Origin of the sequence: Gluconobacter potus (assembly GCF_015244705.1) — a bacterium.
Classification (GTDB): domain Bacteria; phylum Pseudomonadota; class Alphaproteobacteria; order Acetobacterales; family Acetobacteraceae; genus Gluconobacter; species Gluconobacter potus.
Window position 1 is genome coordinate 123,150 of the sequence record NZ_JABCQF010000004.1, and the last position, 22,804, is coordinate 145,953.

At 62.4% G+C, this 22,804-nt stretch carries 18 protein-coding genes; 9 read left to right on the forward strand and 9 right to left on the reverse strand.

From position 1 onward, the window contains the following. The first annotated feature begins 30 nt into the window (after positions 1-30). A complete protein-coding gene (locus tag HKD31_RS08390) occupies positions 31-894 on the forward strand; it encodes a DUF2125 domain-containing protein (RefSeq protein ID WP_194264590.1) in 864 nt (287 codons plus the stop codon). On the opposite strand, the gene mfd is transcribed toward HKD31_RS08390, so the two are convergent. Continuing rightward, a complete protein-coding gene (gene mfd / locus HKD31_RS08395; protein ID WP_194264589.1) occupies positions 883-4,404 on the reverse strand; it encodes a transcription-repair coupling factor in 3,522 nt (1,173 codons plus the stop codon). The genes HKD31_RS08390 and mfd overlap by 12 nt on opposite strands. 72 nt (positions 4,405-4,476) lie before the next feature. Between mfd and recG the strand changes: the two genes are divergently transcribed. Then, positions 4,477-6,627: an ATP-dependent DNA helicase RecG gene (gene recG / locus HKD31_RS08400; protein ID WP_194264588.1), complete on the forward strand. Its 2,151-nt coding sequence runs from the start codon at positions 4,477-4,479 to the stop codon at positions 6,625-6,627. A gap of 456 nt (positions 6,628-7,083) precedes the next feature. Continuing rightward, positions 7,084-8,406 carry a putative bifunctional diguanylate cyclase/phosphodiesterase gene (locus tag HKD31_RS08405; RefSeq protein WP_228120379.1) on the forward strand — a complete coding sequence of 441 codons (1,323 nt, stop codon included), beginning with the start codon at positions 7,084-7,086 and terminating at the stop codon, positions 8,404-8,406. Between the two features lie 55 nt (positions 8,407-8,461). Here the strand turns inward: HKD31_RS08405 and HKD31_RS08410 are convergent, their stop codons facing one another. After that, entirely contained in the window at positions 8,462-9,463 is a 1,002-nt protein-coding gene (locus HKD31_RS08410; protein ID WP_062498096.1) for a lipid A deacylase LpxR family protein, read from the reverse strand. 277 nt (positions 9,464-9,740) lie between these two features. Here HKD31_RS08410 and HKD31_RS16295 point away from each other — a divergent pair, with 277 nt between their 5' ends. Then, positions 9,741-10,430: a cold-shock protein gene (locus HKD31_RS16295; protein WP_062498098.1), complete on the forward strand. Its 690-nt coding sequence runs from the start codon at positions 9,741-9,743 to the stop codon at positions 10,428-10,430. Between the two features lie 146 nt (positions 10,431-10,576). Here the strand turns inward: HKD31_RS16295 and smpB are convergent, their stop codons facing one another. From smpB to HKD31_RS08435, 4 genes are read right to left on the reverse strand one after another with little or no spacing between them, the layout of a single operon-like run. Beyond that, positions 10,577-11,071, reverse strand: coding sequence for an SsrA-binding protein SmpB (gene smpB, locus HKD31_RS08420; protein ID WP_011251661.1), 495 nt, complete (start codon positions 11,069-11,071; stop codon positions 10,577-10,579). 8 nt (positions 11,072-11,079) lie between these two features. Next, on the reverse strand, positions 11,080-11,973 hold the full coding sequence (dapA, locus tag HKD31_RS08425) for a 4-hydroxy-tetrahydrodipicolinate synthase (protein ID WP_062498230.1): 894 nt from the start codon (positions 11,971-11,973) through the stop codon (positions 11,080-11,082). A gap of 38 nt (positions 11,974-12,011) precedes the next feature. Next, on the reverse strand, positions 12,012-12,845 hold the full coding sequence (locus HKD31_RS08430; protein ID WP_062498100.1) for a prephenate dehydratase: 834 nt from the start codon (positions 12,843-12,845) through the stop codon (positions 12,012-12,014). After that, positions 12,845-13,570, reverse strand: coding sequence for a 3-deoxy-manno-octulosonate cytidylyltransferase (locus HKD31_RS08435; protein ID WP_194264679.1), 726 nt, complete (start codon positions 13,568-13,570; stop codon positions 12,845-12,847). Before HKD31_RS08435 ends, HKD31_RS08430 begins: the two co-directional genes overlap by 1 nt. Positions 13,571-13,645: 75 nt before the next feature. Between HKD31_RS08435 and HKD31_RS08440 the strand changes: the two genes are divergently transcribed. The 3 genes from HKD31_RS08440 to HKD31_RS08450 all read left to right on the forward strand — a co-directional run bounded on the left by HKD31_RS08440 (position 13,646) and on the right by HKD31_RS08450 (position 17,378). After that, entirely contained in the window at positions 13,646-14,434 is a 789-nt protein-coding gene (locus tag HKD31_RS08440) for an inositol monophosphatase family protein (protein WP_194264586.1), read from the forward strand. Positions 14,435-14,574: 140 nt separating this feature from the next. After that, positions 14,575-15,825, forward strand: a complete 1,251-nt coding sequence (gene serA, locus HKD31_RS08445) for a phosphoglycerate dehydrogenase (RefSeq protein WP_194264585.1) — start codon at positions 14,575-14,577, stop codon at positions 15,823-15,825. 50 nt (positions 15,826-15,875) lie between these two features. Further along, entirely contained in the window at positions 15,876-17,378 is a 1,503-nt protein-coding gene (locus HKD31_RS08450; RefSeq protein ID WP_194264584.1) for a YifB family Mg chelatase-like AAA ATPase, read from the forward strand. Positions 17,379-17,381: 3 nt separating this feature from the next. On the opposite strand, the gene metC is transcribed toward HKD31_RS08450, so the two are convergent. Further along, the gene (gene metC / locus HKD31_RS08455) at positions 17,382-18,593 is read right to left on the reverse strand and encodes a cystathionine beta-lyase (RefSeq protein ID WP_194264583.1); all 1,212 of its coding nucleotides are present in this window, start codon (positions 18,591-18,593) and stop codon (positions 17,382-17,384) included. Positions 18,594-18,595: 2 nt separating this feature from the next. Further along, positions 18,596-19,432, reverse strand: coding sequence for a sulfurtransferase (locus HKD31_RS08460; RefSeq protein ID WP_194264582.1), 837 nt, complete (start codon positions 19,430-19,432; stop codon positions 18,596-18,598). 129 nt (positions 19,433-19,561) lie between these two features. On the opposite strand from HKD31_RS08460, the gene HKD31_RS08465 reads away from it, so the two are divergent. Further along, a complete protein-coding gene (locus tag HKD31_RS08465) occupies positions 19,562-20,641 on the forward strand; it encodes an AI-2E family transporter (RefSeq protein ID WP_194264581.1) in 1,080 nt (359 codons plus the stop codon). Further along, positions 20,638-21,264: an endonuclease/exonuclease/phosphatase family protein gene (locus HKD31_RS08470; RefSeq protein ID WP_011251671.1), complete on the forward strand. Its 627-nt coding sequence runs from the start codon at positions 20,638-20,640 to the stop codon at positions 21,262-21,264. Before HKD31_RS08465 ends, HKD31_RS08470 begins: the two co-directional genes overlap by 4 nt. Positions 21,265-21,269: 5 nt before the next feature. Here HKD31_RS08470 and cls read toward each other — a convergent pair whose 3' ends face one another. Beyond that, entirely contained in the window at positions 21,270-22,682 is a 1,413-nt protein-coding gene (cls, locus tag HKD31_RS08475; RefSeq protein ID WP_194264580.1) for a cardiolipin synthase, read from the reverse strand. Between the last annotated feature and the right edge of the window lie 122 nt (positions 22,683-22,804).

A 22,804-nucleotide genomic window follows, 5' to 3' on the forward strand; every position in this document is an offset into this window, starting at 1 on the left:
TTGTCCTTCTCCACAGTCCGGAACCCCCTCATGTCCCTTCGCCTGTCCCTGCTCGCCGCCACTGCCGCGCTTCTGATGCCGGTTATGGCCAGCGCCTCCACCCTGTCCGGTCTGCCGGAATCCTGTTTCACATACGACCTTGCCGGCACGAAGGCCGCCACACATGGCCTGACGGCAAAAACCCTGCATGCGACCCTGACCGGAACCGACATCACGCTCGACATCCGGGGCGTGAACCTGTCCGATCTGTCCGGGCACGTTGAAAGCGCCACCCTGGAGCGTTTTAACGCCGTTGCCGCCTATGCCGCACTCAGCGCCTTCCGTGGCGGGATCAGCGCGGCCTGCAAGGACCAGAGCCTGACGATCAACAGCAGCGATATCCGCAGCGGAACCCCGCAGGCCGCCTGGACAGACGTCACGCTGGCCCGCCCCGGCCACAACATGACCATCCGTAAGGCTTCAATCCAGGCTGTCCAGACCACGCCGGACCTGCGACTGAAGGTCGAGGGCACGGGCATCCATGACACCAAACAGCCCCTCATGCCCACGCAGCTTTCAGCAGACCTCACGGTCCAGGGTCTCGATACCGCACGCCAGCAGATCACGATCAACGCTCTGCATGCTGTCTCCGGCAGCAGCGCCATCGACGGCAAGGGCAGCATCGAACCCGGCGCAACAGCCTCCACTTCGGCCGCAGACCTGCATGTCAGCGTCACGAATGTCGACACACTGATTGGCCAGATCCGCGACACGGCCCTGAAGAAGGTCGTGGCCGCCCTGACGATCGCCAGGCTGATGGGCCGTCAGAGCGGTGACGCGACATTGTGGGACATCGGGTTGAGCGGCGGTGTCGTGACCGTCAACCGCATCCCGCTGCCGTTCTCAGTCCCCTGATTTCGACGCCTCAAGCTTGCGGATCATCTTGCACAGGACCGTCGTGACCTTCTTGGCATAGCCGATGCGGGTCGCGTTCGTCATTTCGCGGATGACCGCAAGCTTGTGATCGGGTCGGATTTTCACGCCCGATTCCTTCTTGCGCGTTACCCAGTCGATCAGCGCGGCCGGATTGCGGAAACGGTTGCGGCGGAACTGGATCACCATGCCCTTCGGCCCCGTCTCCAGACGCTCTACGCCAGCCTCGCAGCACAGACGCTTGATCAGGACCACATCGAGCAGATTGCCCACTTCCGGCGGTAGCGATCCGAAACGGTCCACCAGCTCGGCGCGCATGGCCTCGACCTCGGCCTCATTCGTCAGCGATGCAATGCGCCGGTACAGCCCCAGACGCACCGGCAGATCCGGCACATAGGCCTCGGGGATCAGGACCGGCAGGCCGAGAATGATGTTCGGGGTCCAGCTGTCCTCGTCATCCTGACGCTTGCCGCGCTCACGGCGCATATCAATCACGGCATCTTCGAGCATCTGTTGATACAGCTCGATTCCGACTTCCTTGATATGCCCGGACTGCTCATCGCCCAGCAGGTTGCCCGCACCGCGCAGATCAAGGTCATGGGAAGCCAGCGTGAAGCCAGCGCCCAGTGAATCCAGCGTCTGCATGACCTCAAGCCGCTTTTCCGATGACGGAGACAGCGGACGCGTCTGCGGCCAGGTCAGATAGGCGTAACCACGCTGCTTGCCACGACCGACACGTCCACGAAGCTGGTAGAGCTGCCCCAGACCGAACATATCCGCACGGTGAATGATGATCGTGTTCACACTCGGCATGTCCAGCCCGCTTTCCACGATATTGGTGGAGAGCAGGATGTCGTATTTTCCGTCCGCGAACTCCGTCATGACACGTTCGAGCTCCGTGGGTGTCAGGCGTCCATGGGCCTGAACGGTCTTGGCATCGGGTACGATTTCCGTCAGGCGCTCGGCCATTCGATCCATATCCGCGAGACGCGGCACGACGCAGAAAATCTGACCGCCGCGGAACCGTTCGCGCTGAATGGCCTCGCGGATCATGACGCTGTCGAACGGCGTGATGAATGTGCGCACTGCCAGACGGTCCGTCGGCGGGGTCGCGATCAGGCTCATTTCGCGGACGCCGGACAGCGAAAGCTGAAGCGTTCTGGGCAGCGGCGTGGCTGACAGGGTCAGGACATGAACGTCCTCACGCAGCGCCTTCAGACGTTCCTTATGTGCCACCCCGAAATGCTGCTCCTCGTCGATGATCAGCAGGCCCAGACGTTCAAAAGACACGGTCTTGGCCAGCAGCGCATGGGTGCCGACCATAATATCCACCGTGCCGTCCGCCATGCCCTCGCGGACCTTCGTGGCTTCCTTGGGCGTGATCAGGCGTGAGAGCTGCGCAACGTTAACCGGGAAGCCCTCAAAGCGCGTCGAGAAACTCCGGAAGTGCTGACGGGCCAGCAGCGTCGTCGGCACCACGACCGCGACCTGCATTCCCGAAAGTGCGGCCACGAACGCCGCCCGCAGCGCCACTTCCGTCTTGCCGAAGCCCACATCGCCACAAACCAGACGATCCATCGGCCGCCCGGCGCTCATGTCTTCCAGCACGTCCGCAATCGCGCGCGACTGATCTTCCGTCTCCACGAACGGGAAGCGCGCACAGAACTCGTCCCACAGCCCTTCAGCCGGTGCGAGCGTCGGCGCATCCTTGAGCGCACGGGCTGCGGCCGTCTTGATCAGTTCACCCGCCATGACGCGGATGCGCGACTTCATCTTGGCTTTACGCGCCTGCCATGCCGTGCCGCCCAGCTTGTCGAGCTGAACCCCGGCCTGTTCCGAGCCGAACCGGCTCAGAAGTTCGATATTCTCGACCGGCAGGAGAAGGCGCTGTTCCCCGTCATAGAGGATCGACAGGTAATCATGCGCAACCCGGCCTTCGACAACCGTCTCAAGCCCGACATAGCGCCCGATCCCGTAATCGGAATGAACGACCAGATCCCCTTCCGCGATCTCGCCCACCTGTGAGATGAACTGTTCGCCACGCTTGCGACGGCGCGGCGGCCGGGAGATCCGCTCGCCCAGCAGATCCTGCTCGGAGACGAAACACAGACGGTCCGAAACAAACCCGCGCTCCAGACCCAGTGTCAGCAGGCCGGTCGTGCCCTTCGGCATTCCCGCTGCATCCGGCCAGTCCTCATAGGACGTCGCCGTGACACCATGCTCGGCCAGAAGGTGCGAAATCCGCTCCCGTGAACCACGGCTCCAGGCCGTGACATAGGTCCTGCGTCCTGCCTCGGCCCAGGTTTTCACCTGCTGCCCGAAGGCTTCGAACATCCCGGCCCGGCTTCCGTCCTTGGCGCGCGCGAACAGCGGTCCGGGGCGATAGCCTGCGTCCACGCCCTGCGCCGTATCCGGCATGGCAAATGCATTGAGAATGACGGAGGGCACATCCGCCAGCATCGACTCCCAGCCGTGAGCATCTAGATACAGCCGGTGCGGCGGCAGCGGACGGTACGGGATTTCGCCCTCGCGGGTCGGTACACGGCGGGCCTGATAATGATCGGCGATCATGTCCAACCGTGCCTTGAGGATTTCCGGCGCATGATGATCGAAGCTGACCGCACCACCCGGCAGATAATCCAGCAGCGTTTCCATCTGGTGCCCGTCACCGTCATGGAACAGCGGCAGGTAATGCTCCAGACCCGGGTAACGCCGTCCGTCGGAGACGTTCTCGTAGATCGTATCGGATGTCGCAGCCGGACCGAACGAATCGCGCCAGCCTGTCCGGAAGCGGCTGATGCTATCCGGGCCCAGCGAGAATTCGGACACGGGGCGCAGTTCGAAGCGCTTCAGGGTTTCGGTGGAGCGCTGCGTGCCGACATCAAACGCGCGGATGTTCTCGACCTCGTCCCCGAACAGGTCCAGCCGGATCGGGTCGCTTTCCCCAGCCGGGAACAGGTCGAAGATTCCGCCCCGTGTCGCGAACTCGCCCGCCTCCATAACCGTATCGGTCCGGGTGTAGCCGTTGGCGATCAGCAGTTCGATCAGCATCGCCTGATCGAGGCTCTCGCCCGTCTTCACACTGATGGACTGTCCCCGGAACGCCGAGCGCGGGGGCACGCGCTGTACCAGACTGTGCACGGTCGTCAGAACGATCCGCCGCGCCTTCATGGGCTCCAGCAGACGGCACAGCGTCCCGGCCCGTTCCGCAATCAAAACTGGATTGGGCGAGACGCGGTCATAAGGCAGGCAGTCCCAGGCCGGCAGACGCAGAACTTCCACTTCCGGCATGAGCCAGGCCAGCATGTCGGCCAGCGCGGCTACTGCGGCGTCATCGCGCGCAACATGCACCAGAGGTCCGTCATGCTCGGCAAGGCGCTGGCGGAGAAGAAAGGCCACACTGCCATCCGGCACGCCCCAGACGGTCGGTCCGAAAGACCTGCCGAAGGACGCTGTGGACATTTCACGGGTCATGGTTTCGTTTTGTTCCATCCTGCTAATGCCCTATACCTGCCGTTCCATCGCCTGTCAGCCCGAGGAGCACGGGAAGCGCCCGTTGTCACGATGCCGTCCGAACAGTTCCCGCAGTCTCTTCCATCCCATTCCGACAAAGAACAGCGCAACGAAGCCTGGGACGACCGTCTCGCTCCCCTCTTCGCACCGCTGACGAGCCTGCCCGGTATCGGCCCCCGACACGCTACCCTGCTGGAGAAGATCGCGGGCGGCCGACGCGTGCTGGACCTGCTGTTCACCCTGCCCGAACGGGTTGTTGACCGGCGCATTCTGCGCACAGTCGCAGACGGACACAATCTCGCCCCCGGCGAAATCCTGACCGCCCATGTGCGGGTCCTCTCCCTGCGCAAGGCCGGACGCCCCGGACAGCCCTCCATCATCCGCACCGAGGACGATACTGGAAAGCTCGATCTGGTCTTCTTCCAGACGCGCAACATGCCCAGCCCCACGGTCGGCGCCGAACTCCTCGTCTCCGGCAAAACCGGCACGTTTCAGGGCGAGCTGACGATGCCCCAGCCCGATCATGTTGTGAGCTGGGCCAAACGCGACAGCTTCCCTTCGCTCGAACCCGTCTGGCCCCTGACCGCGGGCCTGTTTCCCTATACGGTCCGCAAGGCCATGCGTGCCGCTCTGGCGCTCCTGCCCGATCTCCCGGAATGGCTGGACAAAACCCTCGTCACCCAGCGGAAATGGCCGTCCTTCACGCAGGCCCTGCGCCTGATGCAGTCCCCAGAGATCATCCCGCCGGAAATCGCCTGGGAGCCGGTCCGCAACCGCGCCCTGTCCCGCCTCGCCGCTGATGAACTACTGGCCGATCAGCTCTGTTTCGGCCTCGCCCGCCTCAAGGCCCGTGAGCGGCATGGACGCAGCTTTCCCGGCACCGGCAAACTCCAGGCCGAAATGCTCCGCCGCTTCGGCCACAACCCTACCCATGCGCAGACACTGGCCATTACCGAAATCGCCGCCGATCTTTCGGCTTCAACGCCCATGATGCGCCTGCTTCAGGGCGATGTCGGTGCGGGCAAGACCTTCGTCGCCATGAACGCCATGCTCCAGACCGTCGAGTCCGGCGCGCAGGCTGCCCTTATGGCGCCTACCGAAATCCTCGCCCGCCAGCATTTCGAAACGCTCACCCGTCTCTGCCCGACCGAATGCGTCTATCTGAGCGGCACCATCAAGGGCGCGGCACGGCGCAAGACTCTCGCTGCCATCGCAGATGGGACTGCAAAGATTGTCATCGGCACCCACGCCCTGTTTCAGGACGGCGTGACCTTCCACGACCTCGGCCTTGCCGTCATCGACGAGCAACACCGATTCGGCGTCCGCCAGCGCATGAATCTGAGCGCCAAGGGAGAAGCGACCGACATTCTCGTCATGACGGCGACCCCCATTCCCCGCACGCTCCAGCTCATGGAATGGGGTGAAATGAGTGTCAGCCGTCTGGACTCAAAACCGCCGGGCCGACAGCCGATCCGCACGACCCTGCACAGCATGGACTCGCTCGACAGCGTACTTGCTGGCATCAGCCGTACCCTGCGCGATGGCGTGCAGGTTTTCTGGGTCTGCCCTCTCATCGAAAACAGCGAGACACAGGCCGCAGCAGCGGCGGAAGAACGCTGGGCCTCACTGGAACAGCGGTTTGAAGGGCTGGTCGGTCTCGCCCACGGCAAGCAGGACATCACCGTCCGTCAGGACGCGCTGGACACGTTCCGTCTGGGTAAAACGCGCCTTCTCGTCGCCACTACGGTCATTGAGGTCGGCGTGGACATTCCCGCTGCCTCCGTCATGGTCATCGAACAGGCCGAGCGCTTCGGTCTGGCCCAGCTTCACCAGCTTCGCGGGCGCGTCGGGCGTGGCTCGAAACAGTCCTTCTGTCTCCTCCTCCATGACCGCGCTGCAACACCAACCGCTGTTCGACGCCTGAGCCTGCTGCGCGACACGAATGACGGCTTCCTGATCGCCGACGAGGACTACAGAATCCGTGGTGGCGGCGACATCGCGGGAGACAGACAGTCCGGCCTGCCCGGCTTCCGGCTGGCACAGGGCGCGCGCCTCAGCCTGCTGCTGACCGCCATGCAGCAGGACAGCGAACGTGAAATCGCCCGCAATCCACATCTGGAAGGTCCCCGCGGTCACGCACTCAGACTTCTTCTGGAAATATTTGACCGGAATGATCCGGACAGACTTCTGATTTCCGGTTAGACAGAAAAGTTCATGCGGATATAATGCCGCTACTTGATCAGTAATGCATTCAACTAAATTTCATGGAGTACACGCGTGATGAGCAGTCCTGCCAGAGACGCTCAGAAAGAGACTTCACACGAATACTCTGGCACCTCTTCGGATCGCCGATCCCTGCTTTTTCGTCTGCTTCTGCCCGCGACCGGCGGGTCGGCAGTCGCGTTGCTGGACCTCTCCGCAAGCGGCACCCCGGATATTCTCCATGCCATCGGCCCCCTTCCGCCAGGGCTGCAGAAAGCAGCCACAGGAAGGATCATTCTTTCATCGGAACAGAATCGGAATGGCGACACTCCGTTTTCCTGCCCGTTGCCCGATGACTTCTCTCTTATCGGATGCCCCGTCCCCACCCGTTCGAGTGACGGCAAGTCCAGGCAGTTTCTGGTTGCGCTCTGCCCACCGGGCGGAAGTTTCTCGGCCATGGCTGGCCGCGCCCTGCAGGACGTCGCAGACGAACTTGCCAACGAGACTGCGGACCATCCAGGAAAATCCTCCCTGCCGGACCGCGAGGAAAGCCTCCGCGTCCTGCACCAGTTCATTGAACGGACAGGCAAGCTCTCACGCCGTGCCGTGTTCAGCCTGATCCATCTCAACCTGGATCATCTCTCGCTGATCAACGACCGCTATGGATGGGACACGGCTGACCTGATCCTCGCGGAAATGATCCGCCGCCTTAAAACCGTTCTGCCGGAAGGCTGTTTCCTGAGTTCGATCGGCGGCGGCCATTTCATGGTCTTGACACCACCGGGCACCACAGCCGTCACGACCCGTTCGCTGGTCAATGCGATCCTGCAGATCTCAAGCACACCCGTGTCGCTGGATATGGGCGCCATTCCGTTCTCGATCTCGGCAGGATGGAGCGTTTATCCGCAGGATGCAGGAGACGCGAACCAGCTGATCCTCGCTGCCCGCGCAGCCCTGACCGAAGCCAATCGCACGGGTGGCGGTCATGAGCGCCGCGCCAATGCGGAACTCACGAACACCTATGCCATCACGTCGAACCTTGAGAAGGATCTGCTCAAGGCGGTCGAAGACGATGCCCTCTTCCTGAAATGGATGCCCATCGTCGATACGGCGTCCCAGAAGATCGTCGGCCATGAGGCGCTTCTGCGCTGGACCCGGCCGGGTCATGGTGAAGTCGCCCCCAATCTCTTCATCCGCTATGCCGAGGAAGTCGGCATGATCGAGGCGCTCGACAGCTGGAGCCTGCGCAATGCCTGTCTGGCTGCCCTGCGCTGGCCGACTCCGCTGCGGGTCTGTGTGAATGTCTCGCCGGTCTGGCTAGTCAATGAGCGACTTGCCCCACTAGTCGATACCGTGCTGGCCGAGACCGGCCTTCCGCCTGGACGACTGCAGGTCGAACTGTCCGAATGCAGACCCTTCGGTCCTTCCGACATCGCCTTTCGCGAACTCTCCCGCGTCCGCGCGCTGGGTGTGCGCCTTGCCATCGACGATTTCGGGGCCGGCTATTCCTCACTGGAGAGGCTGCGGATCTATCCGCTGGACCAGATTAAGCTCGACCGCGCCTTCGTCCAGTATCTGGGTGAGGACATGCATGCCGACGAGATCATGTACGCCATTCTCTCCCTTGCCCGCTCCCTGAACATCACCTGCTGCGCAAAAGGTGTTGAAACCGAACACCAGATGGCGCTGCTCGATGCCAATGGCTGCGAGGAAGTCCAGGGTTACCTGCTGGGAGCTCCGGTCCGGGACAGCCACGTCCCGCATCTCGCCCAGGCATGAAAAAAGGCCGCTTCCCATAAGGAAAGCGGCCTTTTCAGTCCCCGTTCCGGAAACCTCAGAACTTGACCGAAAGCTTGAGCGATCCGTAGTTGAACAGACCAGCCTTCTGCGTCTCGAACTGTGCCGTCTGCCAGTTCTGGCTGTAGGACAGGCGCACGCCGTGCCACATGACAGCCACACCGGCATGGATCTCACCCACATCCCAGATCTTCTCGACATGCGGCGCATTGGGGCGGACCGTGCTGCCCTGAAGCGTCACGTCATAGCCCACGGCCTGACCTTCAACACCGCCATAGAAATACCAGGCAAAAGGACGGGTCGCGCGGAACGCATCCGTGCCGTCGAGTCCCGGCCCGATCGTCGCATTGCCGAAGTCACTGTCCAGACCCTGACCGATGCGGAACGTCGTCGCCACATCCGCATAGGTCCGGTAATCACCCGCCGCACCCGAGATCGCCGGCAGCACGTCGGCATGAATGCCATAGACATTCAGGACAGGCACGCGCCAGATCCGGCCAGCCTGGACCTGGAAGATCGGCTGATTCGCGAGCTGGTGTGACCAGCCAGTGCTCGGCGTATCGCTGATGGCCTTGTGAAAGCCGTTCTGGACCTGACGCCCGAGTCCCGACGGGCCAAGCATGCCGAACTGGATTCCCATTACGGTCCGGGAAAGATCCGTATCGTTGATGAGGTTCACGGTTCCCAGCAGCAGCCCGGCATACGGCCGATCACCCTGCGGCGGATTATCGGCCTGGGTGTCGCGCGGCGTGTCGATGATCTGCTGCAGGCCGATGCTGATACGCTGCACACCATCGCCCATCAGAATATGGTTCAGCTTCGCGATAGGCCGCGGAAGATTGTCTGTCCCGGACGTCCAGTTGATGCGCAGACCGGACGTATAATACTGATCCGATGTCCCTTTCAGCGTGGAAATCGCGTCATTCTCACCCTGGACGGTCCAGGTTCCATACGGATCCTGCAATGGCGTGGCCATGGCGGCGGAAGACAGCGCCAGCACGGCAGTGGCTCCAATGGAAAAAGTCAGTCGGCTTCGCATGGGCACCTCTGTTACGCGCGGGATCCGGGACCACCAAGTACTGGAAAACGTGTGTATGTCATTTTCACGACCGGAATCAAAGTGTCGACGGGTCTCATCCCAATCTTAAAATTAGCGCGAGTTATGTTTCAGCCCCATATTCCCTGTGGCAGAGAAGGAAAAAAGCGTGCTAGAGATTGCTGCAGGAGAGAAACAGCGTCGTTTTTTTCCAAATTTTTGAAATTACGTCACGGCAGGGTCCGCCCTATCATGACACCCCAGTCTCGGGATTAGACCGTTGAGAAACAACAGAACCGACCGCAGCAGCTTCAACTCACCTCGCCGCGGCGGGTTTGACGACACATACTCGTCCCAGCCGTCCTATGGCGATCGTGGAGGCTTTGGTGGTGGAAATGGTGGTGGTGGCGGCTACGGCGCGCCCCGCCGTAACAGCTTCGTCGCAGCTTCAGGCCCGGAAATCAGCTCCCGCGTGAAGTGGTTCAACACCGAGAAGGGTTTCGGTTTCGTTGAACTGTCCGATGGATCGGGCGACATCTTCCTGCACGCCAATGCCCTCACCAATGCTGGTGTCAGCAACGTGAACCCGGGCGCGACGGTTGTGGTCCGCATCGGCCAGGGCCCGAAGGGCCGTCAGGTCGCTGAAGTCCTCTCCGTTGACGAGAGCACGGCAGAAGCGCCGCGTCCCCGCGCTGCTTTCGGTGATCAGCCCCGCTTCGGTGGTGCACGTCCGGGCCGTCCGGCTCCGGACCTGTCCCGCGCTGAAGACATGCGTGGCACGGTCAAGTGGTACAACGCCACGAAGGGCTTCGGCTTCATCACGCCGGAATCCGGCGGTAAGGACATCTTCGTCCACGCCTCCGCTCTCGAGCGTTCGGGCCTGCCGACGCTTGACGAAGGCCAGACGATCAACGTCAAGGTTGTTCAGGGCCAGAAGGGTCCGGAAGCTGCTGAAATCAGCGCTGACTGAACCACCCGGACTTCGGTCTGAGTAAAAAAAGCCGCTGCCAGCTTCTGCTGCAGCGGCTTTTTTCATGCCGGCATTTCGTCCCAGGCAATAAAAAAGGCCGGAAGAATCCGGCCTTTTTTCAATCCTCATTCCCCGACCAAACTGGCTCAGTAGTCCTTGCCGCTGCTCCGGACCAGCCTCGCCTTGTCCCGCTTCCAGTCACGCTCGGCAATGGCATGCCGCTTGTCTTCCTTGCGGCGTCCCTGCCCCAGACCCAGCGTTACTTTCGCCATACCACGGGCATTGAAATGAATATCGAGCGGCACCAGACTGGCGCCTGCACGGCTGACAGCACCCAGAAAATGCGCGATCTGCTTGCGGTGCATCAGCAGCTTGCGTGGAGCACGCGGCTCAAACCGGGAGAGAACGCCTCCCTGATATTCCGGAATATAGGAGTTGAAGAGCCAGATCTCGCCGTCCCGCTCGGCAGCATAGGCTTCCGTAATCGTCGCCCGGCCGAGACGCAGGCTTTTCACCTCGGGCCCCTTCAGGACGATTCCGGCTTCGGTCGTTTCCAGAATCGTATAATCAAACCGACCCTTGCGGTTCTGTGCGGCCATGCCATGGGAAATCATGCCGCTCTTGGTTTTCTTTCCGGCCATACCTGTGGTCAGTCCAGAAGCTCAAGCGAACGCAGGGCCGCATCGATGACCCGACGCGTCTCTTCCTGTGGCTCCACCAGAGGCAGGCGCAATGTCGCATTGCACAGACCGAGTCTGGACATTGCATACTTCACTGGACCGGGATTGCTTTCCATGAACATGGCATCATGCAGCGGCGTCAGATGATCCTGGATGGCGATCGCATCCTCGATCCGCCCTTCCTGCCAAGCCAGATGCATGTCGGCGCACAGATGCGGCACGACATTGGACGTCACGCCAATGCACCCGTCGCCCCCTGCGGCAAGAAATGACAGGACCGTATTATCGTCACCTGAAAGCTGGTTGAACGGCTTGTCCACGGCACGACGCACCGCGATCGGCCGGGACATATTGGCGGTCGCGTCCTTGGTACCGACGATATTGGGATGTTCGCCCAGACGGGCCATGGTCGCCACGGAGATGTCCACGACTGACCGACCGGGGATGCAGTACAGGAACATCGGCAGCGGCGTCGCATCGGCGATCGTCATGAAATGGCGGTACAGCCCTTCCTGGGACGGCTTGTTATAATACGGCACAACGACCAGCAGGCTGTCCGCCCCGACGGAATGGGCATGCTTCGCCATGATGACGGCTTCAGAGGTGCTGTTTGAACCAGCACCTGCCATGACCCGAACCCGACCATTCGCCGTCTCAACGCAATGCGCCACCACACGACCATGCTCTTCATGTGACAGTGTCGGGCTCTCGCCTGTCGTGCCCGCCGGGATCAGTGCCGTGGTGCCCGCTTCGATCTGACGCTCGATCAGCTTTGTCGAAGCGTCGAAATCGATCCGCCCATCCGTATGCATCGGAGTGACCAGAGCCGTCAGCGACCCCTGATACATGCTCGTGTCAGCCATTGTTCCGCCTTCTGTCATGGGCTCTGCCTGTCCTGCTTTCACGCCCTGCGTGAGAGACTGCTTGGGTAAACACCCAGAATTCTCAGATCGTCGCTGACCTGCTCCAGTTCCGCGAGCGCCGCCGCCAGAGGCGGCTGTTCCGGATGTCCCTCGACATCCATCAGGAACTGCGTCGCCGCAAACGAGCCGTCCAGCATGTAGCTTTCGATCCGCGTCATGTTGATACCATGCCGGGAGAATCCACCCAATGCCGCATAGAGCGCACCTGGACAGTTCCCAACCCGCATCAGCAACGTTGTCAGCACATCTGTGCGCTCGGGCGAGGGAATGCAAGGCTTGCGGGCCACACGATAAAAGCGCGTCGTGTTATGCGAGGCATCCTCGACATTGCTTCGAAGCACCATCAGCCCGTTCAACTCGGCCGCCAGGGAAGATGCAATCGCCGCATCTTCCTTACGCCCCCACTGCGCCACCATCTCGGCCGCACCGGCGGTATCAAACTGCACCACGGGCTCCACGCCCAGTTCGCTGATCAGCTTGCGAACCTGCCCCAGTGCAACGGGATGCGTGTGAATCCGGCGGACATCTTCGATCTTCGCACCCGGTACGCCCAGAAGGCAGTGCTCGACGCGCTGGAAATATTCCCCGACGATGTGAAGCCCGGCATCCGGCAGAAGCGAATGAATATCCGGCACACGCCCGGCCAGCGTATTCTCACACGCCAGAAGCGCTTCGTCCGCCCGGCCGTCATGCACGGCGTCGATCGCATCGGCAAAGGTCGGGCACGGCAGCGTGGTCCAGCCCGGCCGCGCCTGACGGCAGGCCAGATCGGAATAGGCGCCTGGACGGCCCTGAAATGCAATGACCGGCATCAGACCAATCCTCTCACATGCTCAAGATCAGCAGGCGTATCCACGCCCTGAGGCGCGTGGTCAATCCTCGCACAGCCGATCGTCATGCCGACTTCAAGCGCCCGCAGCTGTTCCAGACTTTCCCGACGCTCCAGCGCGGAAGGCGGCAGCGTCACGAAACGCTCCAGCGCCGCACGACGCCAGGCATAGATCCCGACATGATGCCAGTGCGTCCCCTTGCCCCACGGAATGGGCAGACGGGAGAAATACAGCGCACGCGCCACATCCGCCTCGCCAAACGCGCAGGCAATCTTCACAATCTGGGAAGCATCACGCTCGGCATCGCTGGTCACGGGAGCCGCCAGTGTTCCGATATCGAACGTGAGATCTTCCAGTGGCTTCAGGACAGCAGTCAGGCTGGACGGTTCGATCAGGGGCAGATCACCCTGAAGGTTGATCACCACATCGTGCCTGCCCTCCGGGTCCACCTCCGCGAGGGCGGCATGCACACGGTCGGACCCGCTCGCCAGTCCCGAGTCGGTGAGCACACCCCGCACATCGGGAATATCCCTGATGACATCAAGGATTTCAGGATCCCCCGCTGCAACGACAACCGGTCCGGCCTTTGCTGCCAGCGCACGCCGGACCACCCGGACGATCATGGGCACGCCGCCAATATCAGCGAGGGGCTTGCGCGGCAGGCGGGTCGAAGCAAGTCTGGAGGGAATGACGATGATCGGATGCATGGCCCCTCTGATGCCGCCCCCCAGAACGGGCGTCAATCTCATGCCACGCTCCTGGGACGGGAATAGACGAAAATCATGAGTGAAACGGTTCTGCAGACCGCCATTGAAGCCGCCACGGCCTGCGCCGACATCGCCCGCAGGACCGTCCTGCCCCATTTCCGGACATCCCTTCGCGCCGACGCCAAATCCGACGACAGCCCCGTCACCATCGCGGACCGTCAGGCCGAACAGGCCATGCGCAGCATTCTCGAAGAACGCCTTCCGGAGCACGCCATCCTTGGCGAGGAAAACGGCATGAGCGGCGCCAGCAGCGACTGGCTCTGGGTTCTCGATCCCATTGATGGCACCCGTGCTTTCCTGACCGGCCGCCCCACTTTCGGCACACTCATTGCGCTCTTTCACAAGAGCCGCCCCGTCCTCGGGCTGATTGACCAGCCCGTTACAGGCGAGCGCTGGCTCGGCGTTACGGGACGCTCAACCACCTTCCTGTCCGACCGTCTGCCCGGCACCATCGGCACACGCCCCTGCCCGGAAGCGGCCGAAGCGGAGCTGTCCTGCACGGCTCCCGAAATCATGACAGACGCGCATGCCCCGCGCTTTGCCAACCTGCAAAAACATACCCGCCGCACGTCATGGGGTGGAGACTGCTATGCGTACGGACTGCTTGCCCTGGGCCAGATCGATGTCATTGCCGAATGCACCATGAAACCCTGGGACTGGGGCGCGCTCGTTCCCGTAGTGGAAGGCGCGGGCGGCCGCATCACGGACTGGCAGGGCAATCCCCTCACGCTCGAAAGCGACGGCACCGTTCTGGCCTGCGGAGACGCAACCCTGCTTCCCGAACTCGTCCGCCACCTTTCCTGAATCCCGCCAATCGGCTAGGGAGAAGGCCCCGGCGGACATGGCGGCAGACATGAGCCGGGACCGGTCTGGTCACGGCCAGACCTGATGGAAGCAGTTTGAATTGAAACCGGAGCCTTCCGGTTCATGACCGGGACGGATTTATGGAAACGCAGTTCTCTCTCCCCAAAAACAAGATCCGCATTCTTCTTCTGGAAGGCATTCACGAAAGCGCCGCAGCCCATTTCGCCGCCGAGGGCTACACCGAAGTGACGCGCGTCAAGGGCGCGCTTGAAGGCGACGCGCTCAAGGAAGCCCTGCAGGGTGTGCACATGGTCGGCATCCGCAGCCGGACGCAGCTGACACGCGAAGTCCTTGAAGGCGCAGACCGCCTCATGGCCATTGGCTGCTTCTGCATCGGCACGAACCAGGTCGATCTCAACGCCGCACGCATGCTTGGCATTCCCGTCTTCAATGCACCGTTCAGCAACACACGTTCCGTGGCCGAACTGGTCATGGGCGAGATCGTCATGCTGCTCCGCCGCATTCCGTCGCGCTCGGAAGCCTGCCACAAGGGCGGCTGGGACAAATCCGCCACCAACGCCTGGGAAGTCCGCGGCAAGACGCTCGGCATCGTCGGCTACGGCTCCATCGGCTCGCAGCTTTCGGTCCTGGCCGAGGCGTTCGGCATGCGCGTCCTGTATTTCGACGTAATGCCGCGCCTGCCGCATGGCAACGCCATCGCCGTCTCCACCCTGCATGACCTGCTCGCACAGTCCGACATCGTCAGCCTCCATGTTCCGCAGACGCCGGAAACCGATCTTCTGATCGGAGAGACGGAAATCCGGGCGATGAAGCCCAATTCCATCCTGCTGAACAACGCACGCGGCAACGTCGTGGACCTTGACGCCCTCGCCGCTGCGCTGAAGGACGGACACCTGATGGGCGCGGGCGTGGACGTGTTCCCGGTCGAACCCAAGAAAGCCGGCGAAGAGTTCAAAACGCCGCTTCAGGGCCTCGAGAACGTCATCCTCACCCCGCATATCGGCGGCTCCACGATGGAAGCGCAGGAGCGCATCGGCGTCGAAGTCGCCCGCAAGCTGGTCGATTATTCGGACGTTGGCTCCACGATCGGATCCGTCAACTTTCCCAGCGTCCAGCTTCCTGAGCGCCCCCGCGGCACGCGCTTCATGCATGTCCATGCCAACCGGCCGGGCATCATGCGCCAGATCAATGACCTGTTCGCCTCGCAGAACTGCAACGTAACGGCCCAGTACCTCCAGACGGATGGTGAAGTCGGGTACGTCGTTGTCGAAGCCGAGTCGGAAGGCCCTGACATGGATACGAAGCTGCTGGACGGCCTCAAGGCCCTCGATGGCACATTGCGTGCCCGCCTGCTGTACCAGCGCGCCTGACACCCTTGCCGTTAACCAACGGTAAATAATTTCGGGCTAGGATTTGTCTCATGACGAGTCCCAGCCCGCATACACCTGCCCTCGCCCGCATCCAGAGCTTCGCCTTCTCGGGTATCGAAGCCGTTCCGGTCACGGTCGAGGTCCAGGTCTCCAGCGGCCTGCCCGCATTTCTCGTTGTAGGACTGGCGGATAAATCCGTCGGCGAAGCCCGCGAACGTGTCCGCGCTGCCCTGACGGCCATGGGGCTGGCGCTTCCACCCAAACGCATCCTCGTCAATCTTGTGCCGGCCGACCTTCTCAAGGAAGGCGCGCATTTCGATCTCCCCATCGCACTTGGCCTGCTCTGCGCCATGGGGATTCTGTCATTTGAAGCCGTTTCGGCCTATGCGGCTGTGGGTGAACTGTCGCTGGACGGACGCATCAATCCCGTCGCAGGCGTTCTGTCCGCTGCCATTGGTGCCGTCCAGGATGAGCTCGGACTGATCTGTCCGGCAGCCCAAGCGCTTGAAGCACGCTGGGGCAATGACAGCACGGACGTTCTGGGCGCTCCCACACTCGCGGCCCTTGTTTCCCATTTTCAGGGACAGCAGATCCTGTCCCCAGCCCCGCTCCCGACCGCGCATGTCATCGAGTACGGCCCCGATCTTGCAGACGTCAAAGGTATGGCGATTGGACGACGGGCTCTGGAAATTGCCGCTGCCGGAGCTCATTCCATGCTCATGAGCGGACCACCGGGTGCGGGAAAATCCATGCTCGCCAGCCGTCTGCCTGGAATTCTACCCAACCTGACAAGGGAAGAGGCTCTGGAGACAAGCCGGATTCACAGCGTTTCAGGCATTCTGCAAAACGGAAGGCTGGTGGTGCGACCGCCCTATCGTGCCCCGCATCACAGCGCGAGCCTTCCTGCCATTGTGGGTGGCGGTGCAAAAGCCCGACCCGGCGAAGTCAGCCTTGCCAATAACGGCGTGCTGTTTCTCGACGAGCTTCCGGAGTTCTCACGGGCCTGTCTGGAATCCCTGCGCCAGCCCATCGAAACCGGCAGCATTTCCATCGCCCGCGCGGCGCATCATACGACCTATCCTGCACGTTTCCAGTTCATCGGCGCCATGAATCCCTGCCGCTGTGGCTACTTAGGTGATCTGGAACGGAGCTGTCGCAAGGCCCCGCGCTGCGGCGAGGACTACACGGCGAAGATTTCCGGCCCGATGCTCGACCGCATGGATCTCTGCGTGCAGATCGATCCGTTATCTCCCATCGACATCAGCCGCGCGCTGCAAGGAGAGAGCAGCGCCAAGGTTCGTGCTCGCGTTGAAATTGCCCGCCAACGTCAGATCGACCGTCAGGGCGTTCCCAATTCGCAGGTCTCTCCGGACCAGCTCGATATGGACGACGATGCCCGCTCCCTCGCCGAACAGGCCGCTGAAAAACTGCGCCTGTCCAATCGGGGTATTACGCGCCTGATCCGCGTCTCCCGCACCATCGCCGATCTGGAAGGCACGCAGAGCATCCAACGCCATCACGTCGCTGAAGCTCTGACCTTCCGTCGCCGTTAAGGTTCAGAACTGAAGGCTGTCCAGCCCACGTGCCAGATCGGTCTTCAGATCCTCGACGTCTTCCAGTCCGATATGCAGACGGAATGTCGCGGATGTCGGACCACCCTCACCCGTCACGCGCCGGATATGCCCCGTGGTCGGCAGGACCAGACTTTCATATCCGCCCCAGGATGCGCCAATCCCGAACATACTGAATCCGTCGATCATCCGCTCGACGGCCTCAACGGAGATTTCCGGCTGAAGCTCCACCCCGAACAGGCCGCACGCTCCGGTAAAGTCGCGCTTCCAGAACTCATGCCCCGGACAGTCTTCCAGCGCGGGATGCAGAACCCGCGCCACTTCGGGGCGTGTCTTCAGCCACTGCGCGATTTCCAGTGCCGAACGTGACTGATGCGCCAGCCGCACCCCCATCGTCCGCAGACCCCGCAGCGTCAACCAGCAGTCATCCGGCCCGGCGCACAGTCCGAGCTGGATCGCGGCATCCCGCAGCGTTTTCCAGTGCACCTCATCATTGACCGTAACCGATCCCATAATGACGTCAGAATGCCCGGCGGGATATTTCGACAGCGCCTGGATCGATACGTCCACACCATGAGTGAAGGGCTGGAACACACCGATCCCCCAGGTGTTGTCCAGCATCAGGAGCGCTCCGGCCTCATGTGCGATCCCGGCCAGCATGGGCACGTCCTGCACCTCAAAGGTGTGGCTGCCCGGACTTTCCGCAAACAGCACCTTCGTCTCCGGACGCATGAGCGCCAGAACTTTGTCTCGCGATGCCGTGGGCGCATAATAGGTCGTCGTCACGCCCATGCGTTGAAGCATCGTTCCGGCGAAACGCCGTGTCGGTCCGTACACCGAGTCGGGCAGCAGCAGATGATCTCCGCAGCCCAGAAACGCCAGAAGCGGCAATGCGCAGGCGGCGAGCCCTGAGCCGACAACCTGTGTATGGGTTCCACCCTCGATCCGGCTGAGCATTTCCTCAAGCTGGTGCTGGATCGGCGATCCCATGGCGCCGTAGACCACCTTATGGGCATGGCTGCGACCATCCGTCCGGTTCATGGCTTCCAGGGACGGAAACAGGACCGTCGACCCGCGGCTTACCGGCGCATTCACGAATGTTCCCGATTCCGGAAGCTCGTGTGGACGTCCCTCGCGCACCAGCATGGAGGCCATCCGGCTCCACCCCGCGCTGACCTGCTTTTCCAGATCGCTCATGCTCATCCCTCTCCCGTCACAACCGGGGCGTCGGGGTCACTGCCCCATTCCGCCCAGGATCCATCATACAAAGCCGCATCGCCATATCCCGCGATGGCCAAAGCCGCTACGATTGTCGCGGCTGTCAGCCCGGAGCCGCAGGTTGCGATCACCGATCGCCCCGCCGCCGCACCCAGAATCTGCTTCAGTTCGGGAGCCGGCAGAAAGCAGCCGCTTTCATTCACAAGACGCGTCCAGTCCATGCTCATTGCGCCGGGCATGTGGCCGCTCCGTACCCCCGGACGTGGTTCCGGAACTGTCGCCGCAAACCGTCCTGCACTCCGGGCATCGAGAACGAGACTGCCCTCCTGCTCCAGCGCAAGCCGCACATCCCCCGAACCCGCCAGAAGCCCGTAGCGGGGACAGGGCCGGAAAAGGACTGGCTCCTTTGTGGACGCTGCGCCCTCTTCCACCGGGCCGCCGGCCTTCAGCCAAGCCTCCAGCCCCCCATCGAGTATCCGCGCATTCCGGTGTCCGAACAGCCGCGCAAGCCACCAGCCCCGGGAGGCACCCACACTTCCGCGCGCGTCATAGAACACGACCGGTACATCTTCGCTCACCCCGAGGGCGCCCATCAGCCGGGCGAAGCGCGCGGCCCCCGGCACCGTATGCGGAAGCGGGCTGTCCGGGTCCGCAAAGACGTCAATATCGAATCGCTGTGCGTCGGGCAGATGGCGCTGGGCAAAAGCGGCGTCGGGGTCGCCTTTCTGCCCCGGCAAAAGCACGCTGGCATCAAGGGGAATGAACCGGCCGACCTCGGAGATCAGGGTCGCGGCATCAACAAGTGGCGAGATCGTCATACCTGTACCATAGGTCGAGGGATGCGCCGGACGCCAGAGCGTGCCAATGTATCATTCCATGAACACGCAGCCCACAGAGTCATGCCGATCCGGGCTTCCGTCCGGCTCCAGTCAGGAGAACGGCACCGCATGACGACCGAGCGGATTCTCCTTGGCCTCATCCTGGCCGGAATTGCCTATGGATGCGGCATCATCCTGTGGCCTTTCCTCTCGGCCATCCTGTGGGCCGCGATCCTCGCCTTTACGACCTGGCCTATCTACCGCCGCATGCGCCGGCATGTCCGTCCCGTGCTGGCCGCCCTCGCCATGATGGGCCTGAGCGCGCTGTTCATCGTCGTGCCCCTGGCCGTCCTGACCAGCGCGGGCATCAGCGACATCCCCGGCACGATTTCGGAAATCGACACCCTGATCCTGCATGTCACCAGCGCGAACCCGCCTCCCGCCTGGCTGAACCGTATCCCGATGGCCGGTCCCCATCTCGTGGAAGCCTGGCACCATTTCAGCCATGACATCGGCGCCTTCGCGACCGAAGTGCTGCGCCCCTATGCCGGACAGATCGCCCATCTGACGCTGACGGTCCTTCTACGCCTCGCAGGCGGTCTCGCCGAACTCGTCATGGCGCTGTTCGTGGCGTTCTTCCTGTGGCTCAACGGCGATCCGCTCGGCAACACCATCACCGCCCTGATCGATCGCATCGCCGGCCCCCACACCACGCCCCGCCTCATCAACATCATCGGCCGCACAGTCCGCGGCACAGTTTACGGCATCCTCGGCACCGCCCTGATCCAGGGCGTCCTTACGGGAATCGGCCTCATGCTGGCGGGCGTGCCCTCTCCCGTCCTGCTGGCTGGTATTACCGCCTTTGTGGCCGTCTTTCCCATCGGCGCACCGCTCGTCTGGGTCCCGGCCGCAATCTGGCTGGGCATGACCCACCATTTCGGACACGGGCTGTTCCTGGCCATCTACGGCATCCTGATCATCTCGGGTGCTGATCACGTCATCCGCCCGGCCTTCATCGCCCGTGGCGCGCAGCTGCCCTATCTGCTGACCGTCCTCGGCGTTCTGGGCGGCATCGTGACCTTTGGCGGCGTGGGCATTTTCCTCGGCCCCGTCCTGCTGGCCGTGGGCTACACCCTGACCAGCGAGTTCGCCGCCGGCCCTCATCACCGAGAACGCAACCCCCTCTATCTGCCGGAGCCTCCGAAATGACGACGTCCCTTCAGTCCGGAGCCTCTTTCAAGATCCTGAGCTGGAACCTTTACCGCTGGGAAGGCGCGTCCCTCGAAGACGTCCTGACGGTTATCCGTGCGGAAGATCCCGATATCGTCGTCATGCAGGAAGCGCAGACAGCGGTAGACGAACTTCCCGAAATCCTCGGCGGCTATTACGACCGCATCCCGCTTCCAGGCAGACCGCATGGCACCGCCTGCTGGAGCCGCCTGCCGTTTACGCGCCCGCCCTCATTCTGCCGCCTGCCGCGCGGATTGCTGGTCAAGCGCACGGCACAGCTCATCGATTTCGGCAGCTTCTCGCTTGCCAACGTGCATCTGTCCCATGGCCAGATCCTCAACCGGCGCCAGCTTCGCAGCATCAGCGCCAACATGCGCCACCGCGCCGTCATCATGGGCGATTTCAACCTTGTCGGTCCCGTCCTGCTCCCGGGCTTTCTGGATGTTGGCCCAAAGGAAAAGACCCACCGGATGCTGAACCATGTTCCGCTGAGGCTGGACCGCTGCCTCGTGCGTGGCCTCTCCCGTCTGGAAGCGCGCGCCCTGCCACGCTTCGGCTCCGATCACCGCCCCATCTCCGTCACGCTGCGGCTGGGCGCGTAAGACCCTTACAGATAAGGCAGCAGCAGCCTGATCGCCGAATTGCGCATCCGGATCAGGAACGGCAGGCTGTCCAGATCATGATGCGTCAGCCGGTTGCGACGATGCGTCTGCATGAAGGTGGACAGGTCCTTCGCCACGCCAGTGTCATAGATTTCCAGGTTGATCTCGAAGTTCAGCCGCAGGGAGCGCATGTCGATATTGGCACTTCCCACGAAACTCCATTCATCATCCACAACCATCAGCTTGGAGTGATTGAACGGAGGATCGGCCATCCACACCCGGCAGCCCGCATCCAGAAACGGCCGCAGATTGGCATCCCGCGCATGATCGATCAGGGCGTGATTGCTGCTTCTGGGTACGACGATATCGATCACCACGCCTCGCAAGGCCGCAAGAATAAGCTCCGTCGAGAAGCGGTCATCCGGCAGGAAGTACGGCGTCATGACCCAGATATGGCTCCGGGCCAGCGCGAAAGCCTGCAACATCCCGTATTCGATCTTTTCCAGATCCGTATCTGGCCCTGACGTCACGATGCGCATCGGCACATCACCCACCGGGGACGGCTCGGGCAGATAACGCTCGCCTTCGAGTTCCTCACCCGTCGTGAACGACCAGTCCCAGGCAAACGCCACGGCCAACTGATGCACGATCGGCCCCTGAAGACGGAAATGCGTGTCCGCCACCGGCAGCTTCGTCCGCAGCCGGAGCATGTTCTCCTCGCCGATGTTCAGGCCGCCCATGAAGCCGATGGTGCCGTCCACCACGAGAATCTTGCGGTGATTGCGCAGGTTGATGAACGGCATGCGCCAGGGCCAGACCGAGTGCATGAAACGTGCGCAGGCCACGCCCTCACGCCGCAGCCGGCGCTCAATCCCGCAGCGGAAATATCCGCTCCCGATCCCGTCCACCAGAACCCGGACCTCGACCCCGCGCCGCTTGGCCGCCACCAAGGCCTCGGCAAAACGCTGTCCGACCTCATCATCGCGAAAAATGTAGGAGCACAGGATGATCGACGTCTTCGCCTGCCCGATTGCCTCCAGCATGGCCGGATAGGCATTGTCCCCGTCATGCAGGCAGGTGATCGAATTGCCCCGCATCAGGGGCCGTTCCGTCAGACGGCCCAGCATCTTTGAAAGCGGCGCCAGATCGCCATCCACGGTCTGACGGTACTGCGCCAGTGGATCGCGCCCTTCCCACAGATGCCGGTTGACCATTTTCTGCGCCCGGCGCCGGACACGGTTGATCCCGAACATCAGATACAGCACCGTCCCCAGAACGGGCGCAATCCAGCAGATGCCGATCCAGCCCGTGCAGGACGCCGTATCGCGCTTGTGCACCAGCGCATGAACCGTGACGAGCAGGGGCAGCGTCCAGCGCAGAATCTGCATGACAATGTGGAAAAAGGTCCAGTGCGTCATAAATCTCCCTGCGGCGGACATTCTGTGCTGCAAACAGCACATCAGCCCCCGGATCTTCTTCCGGCATCCTTTCGCAAAGATGGAGGATGCGCCAGCCCCCGTCCTTGCGATAGGATCATCTA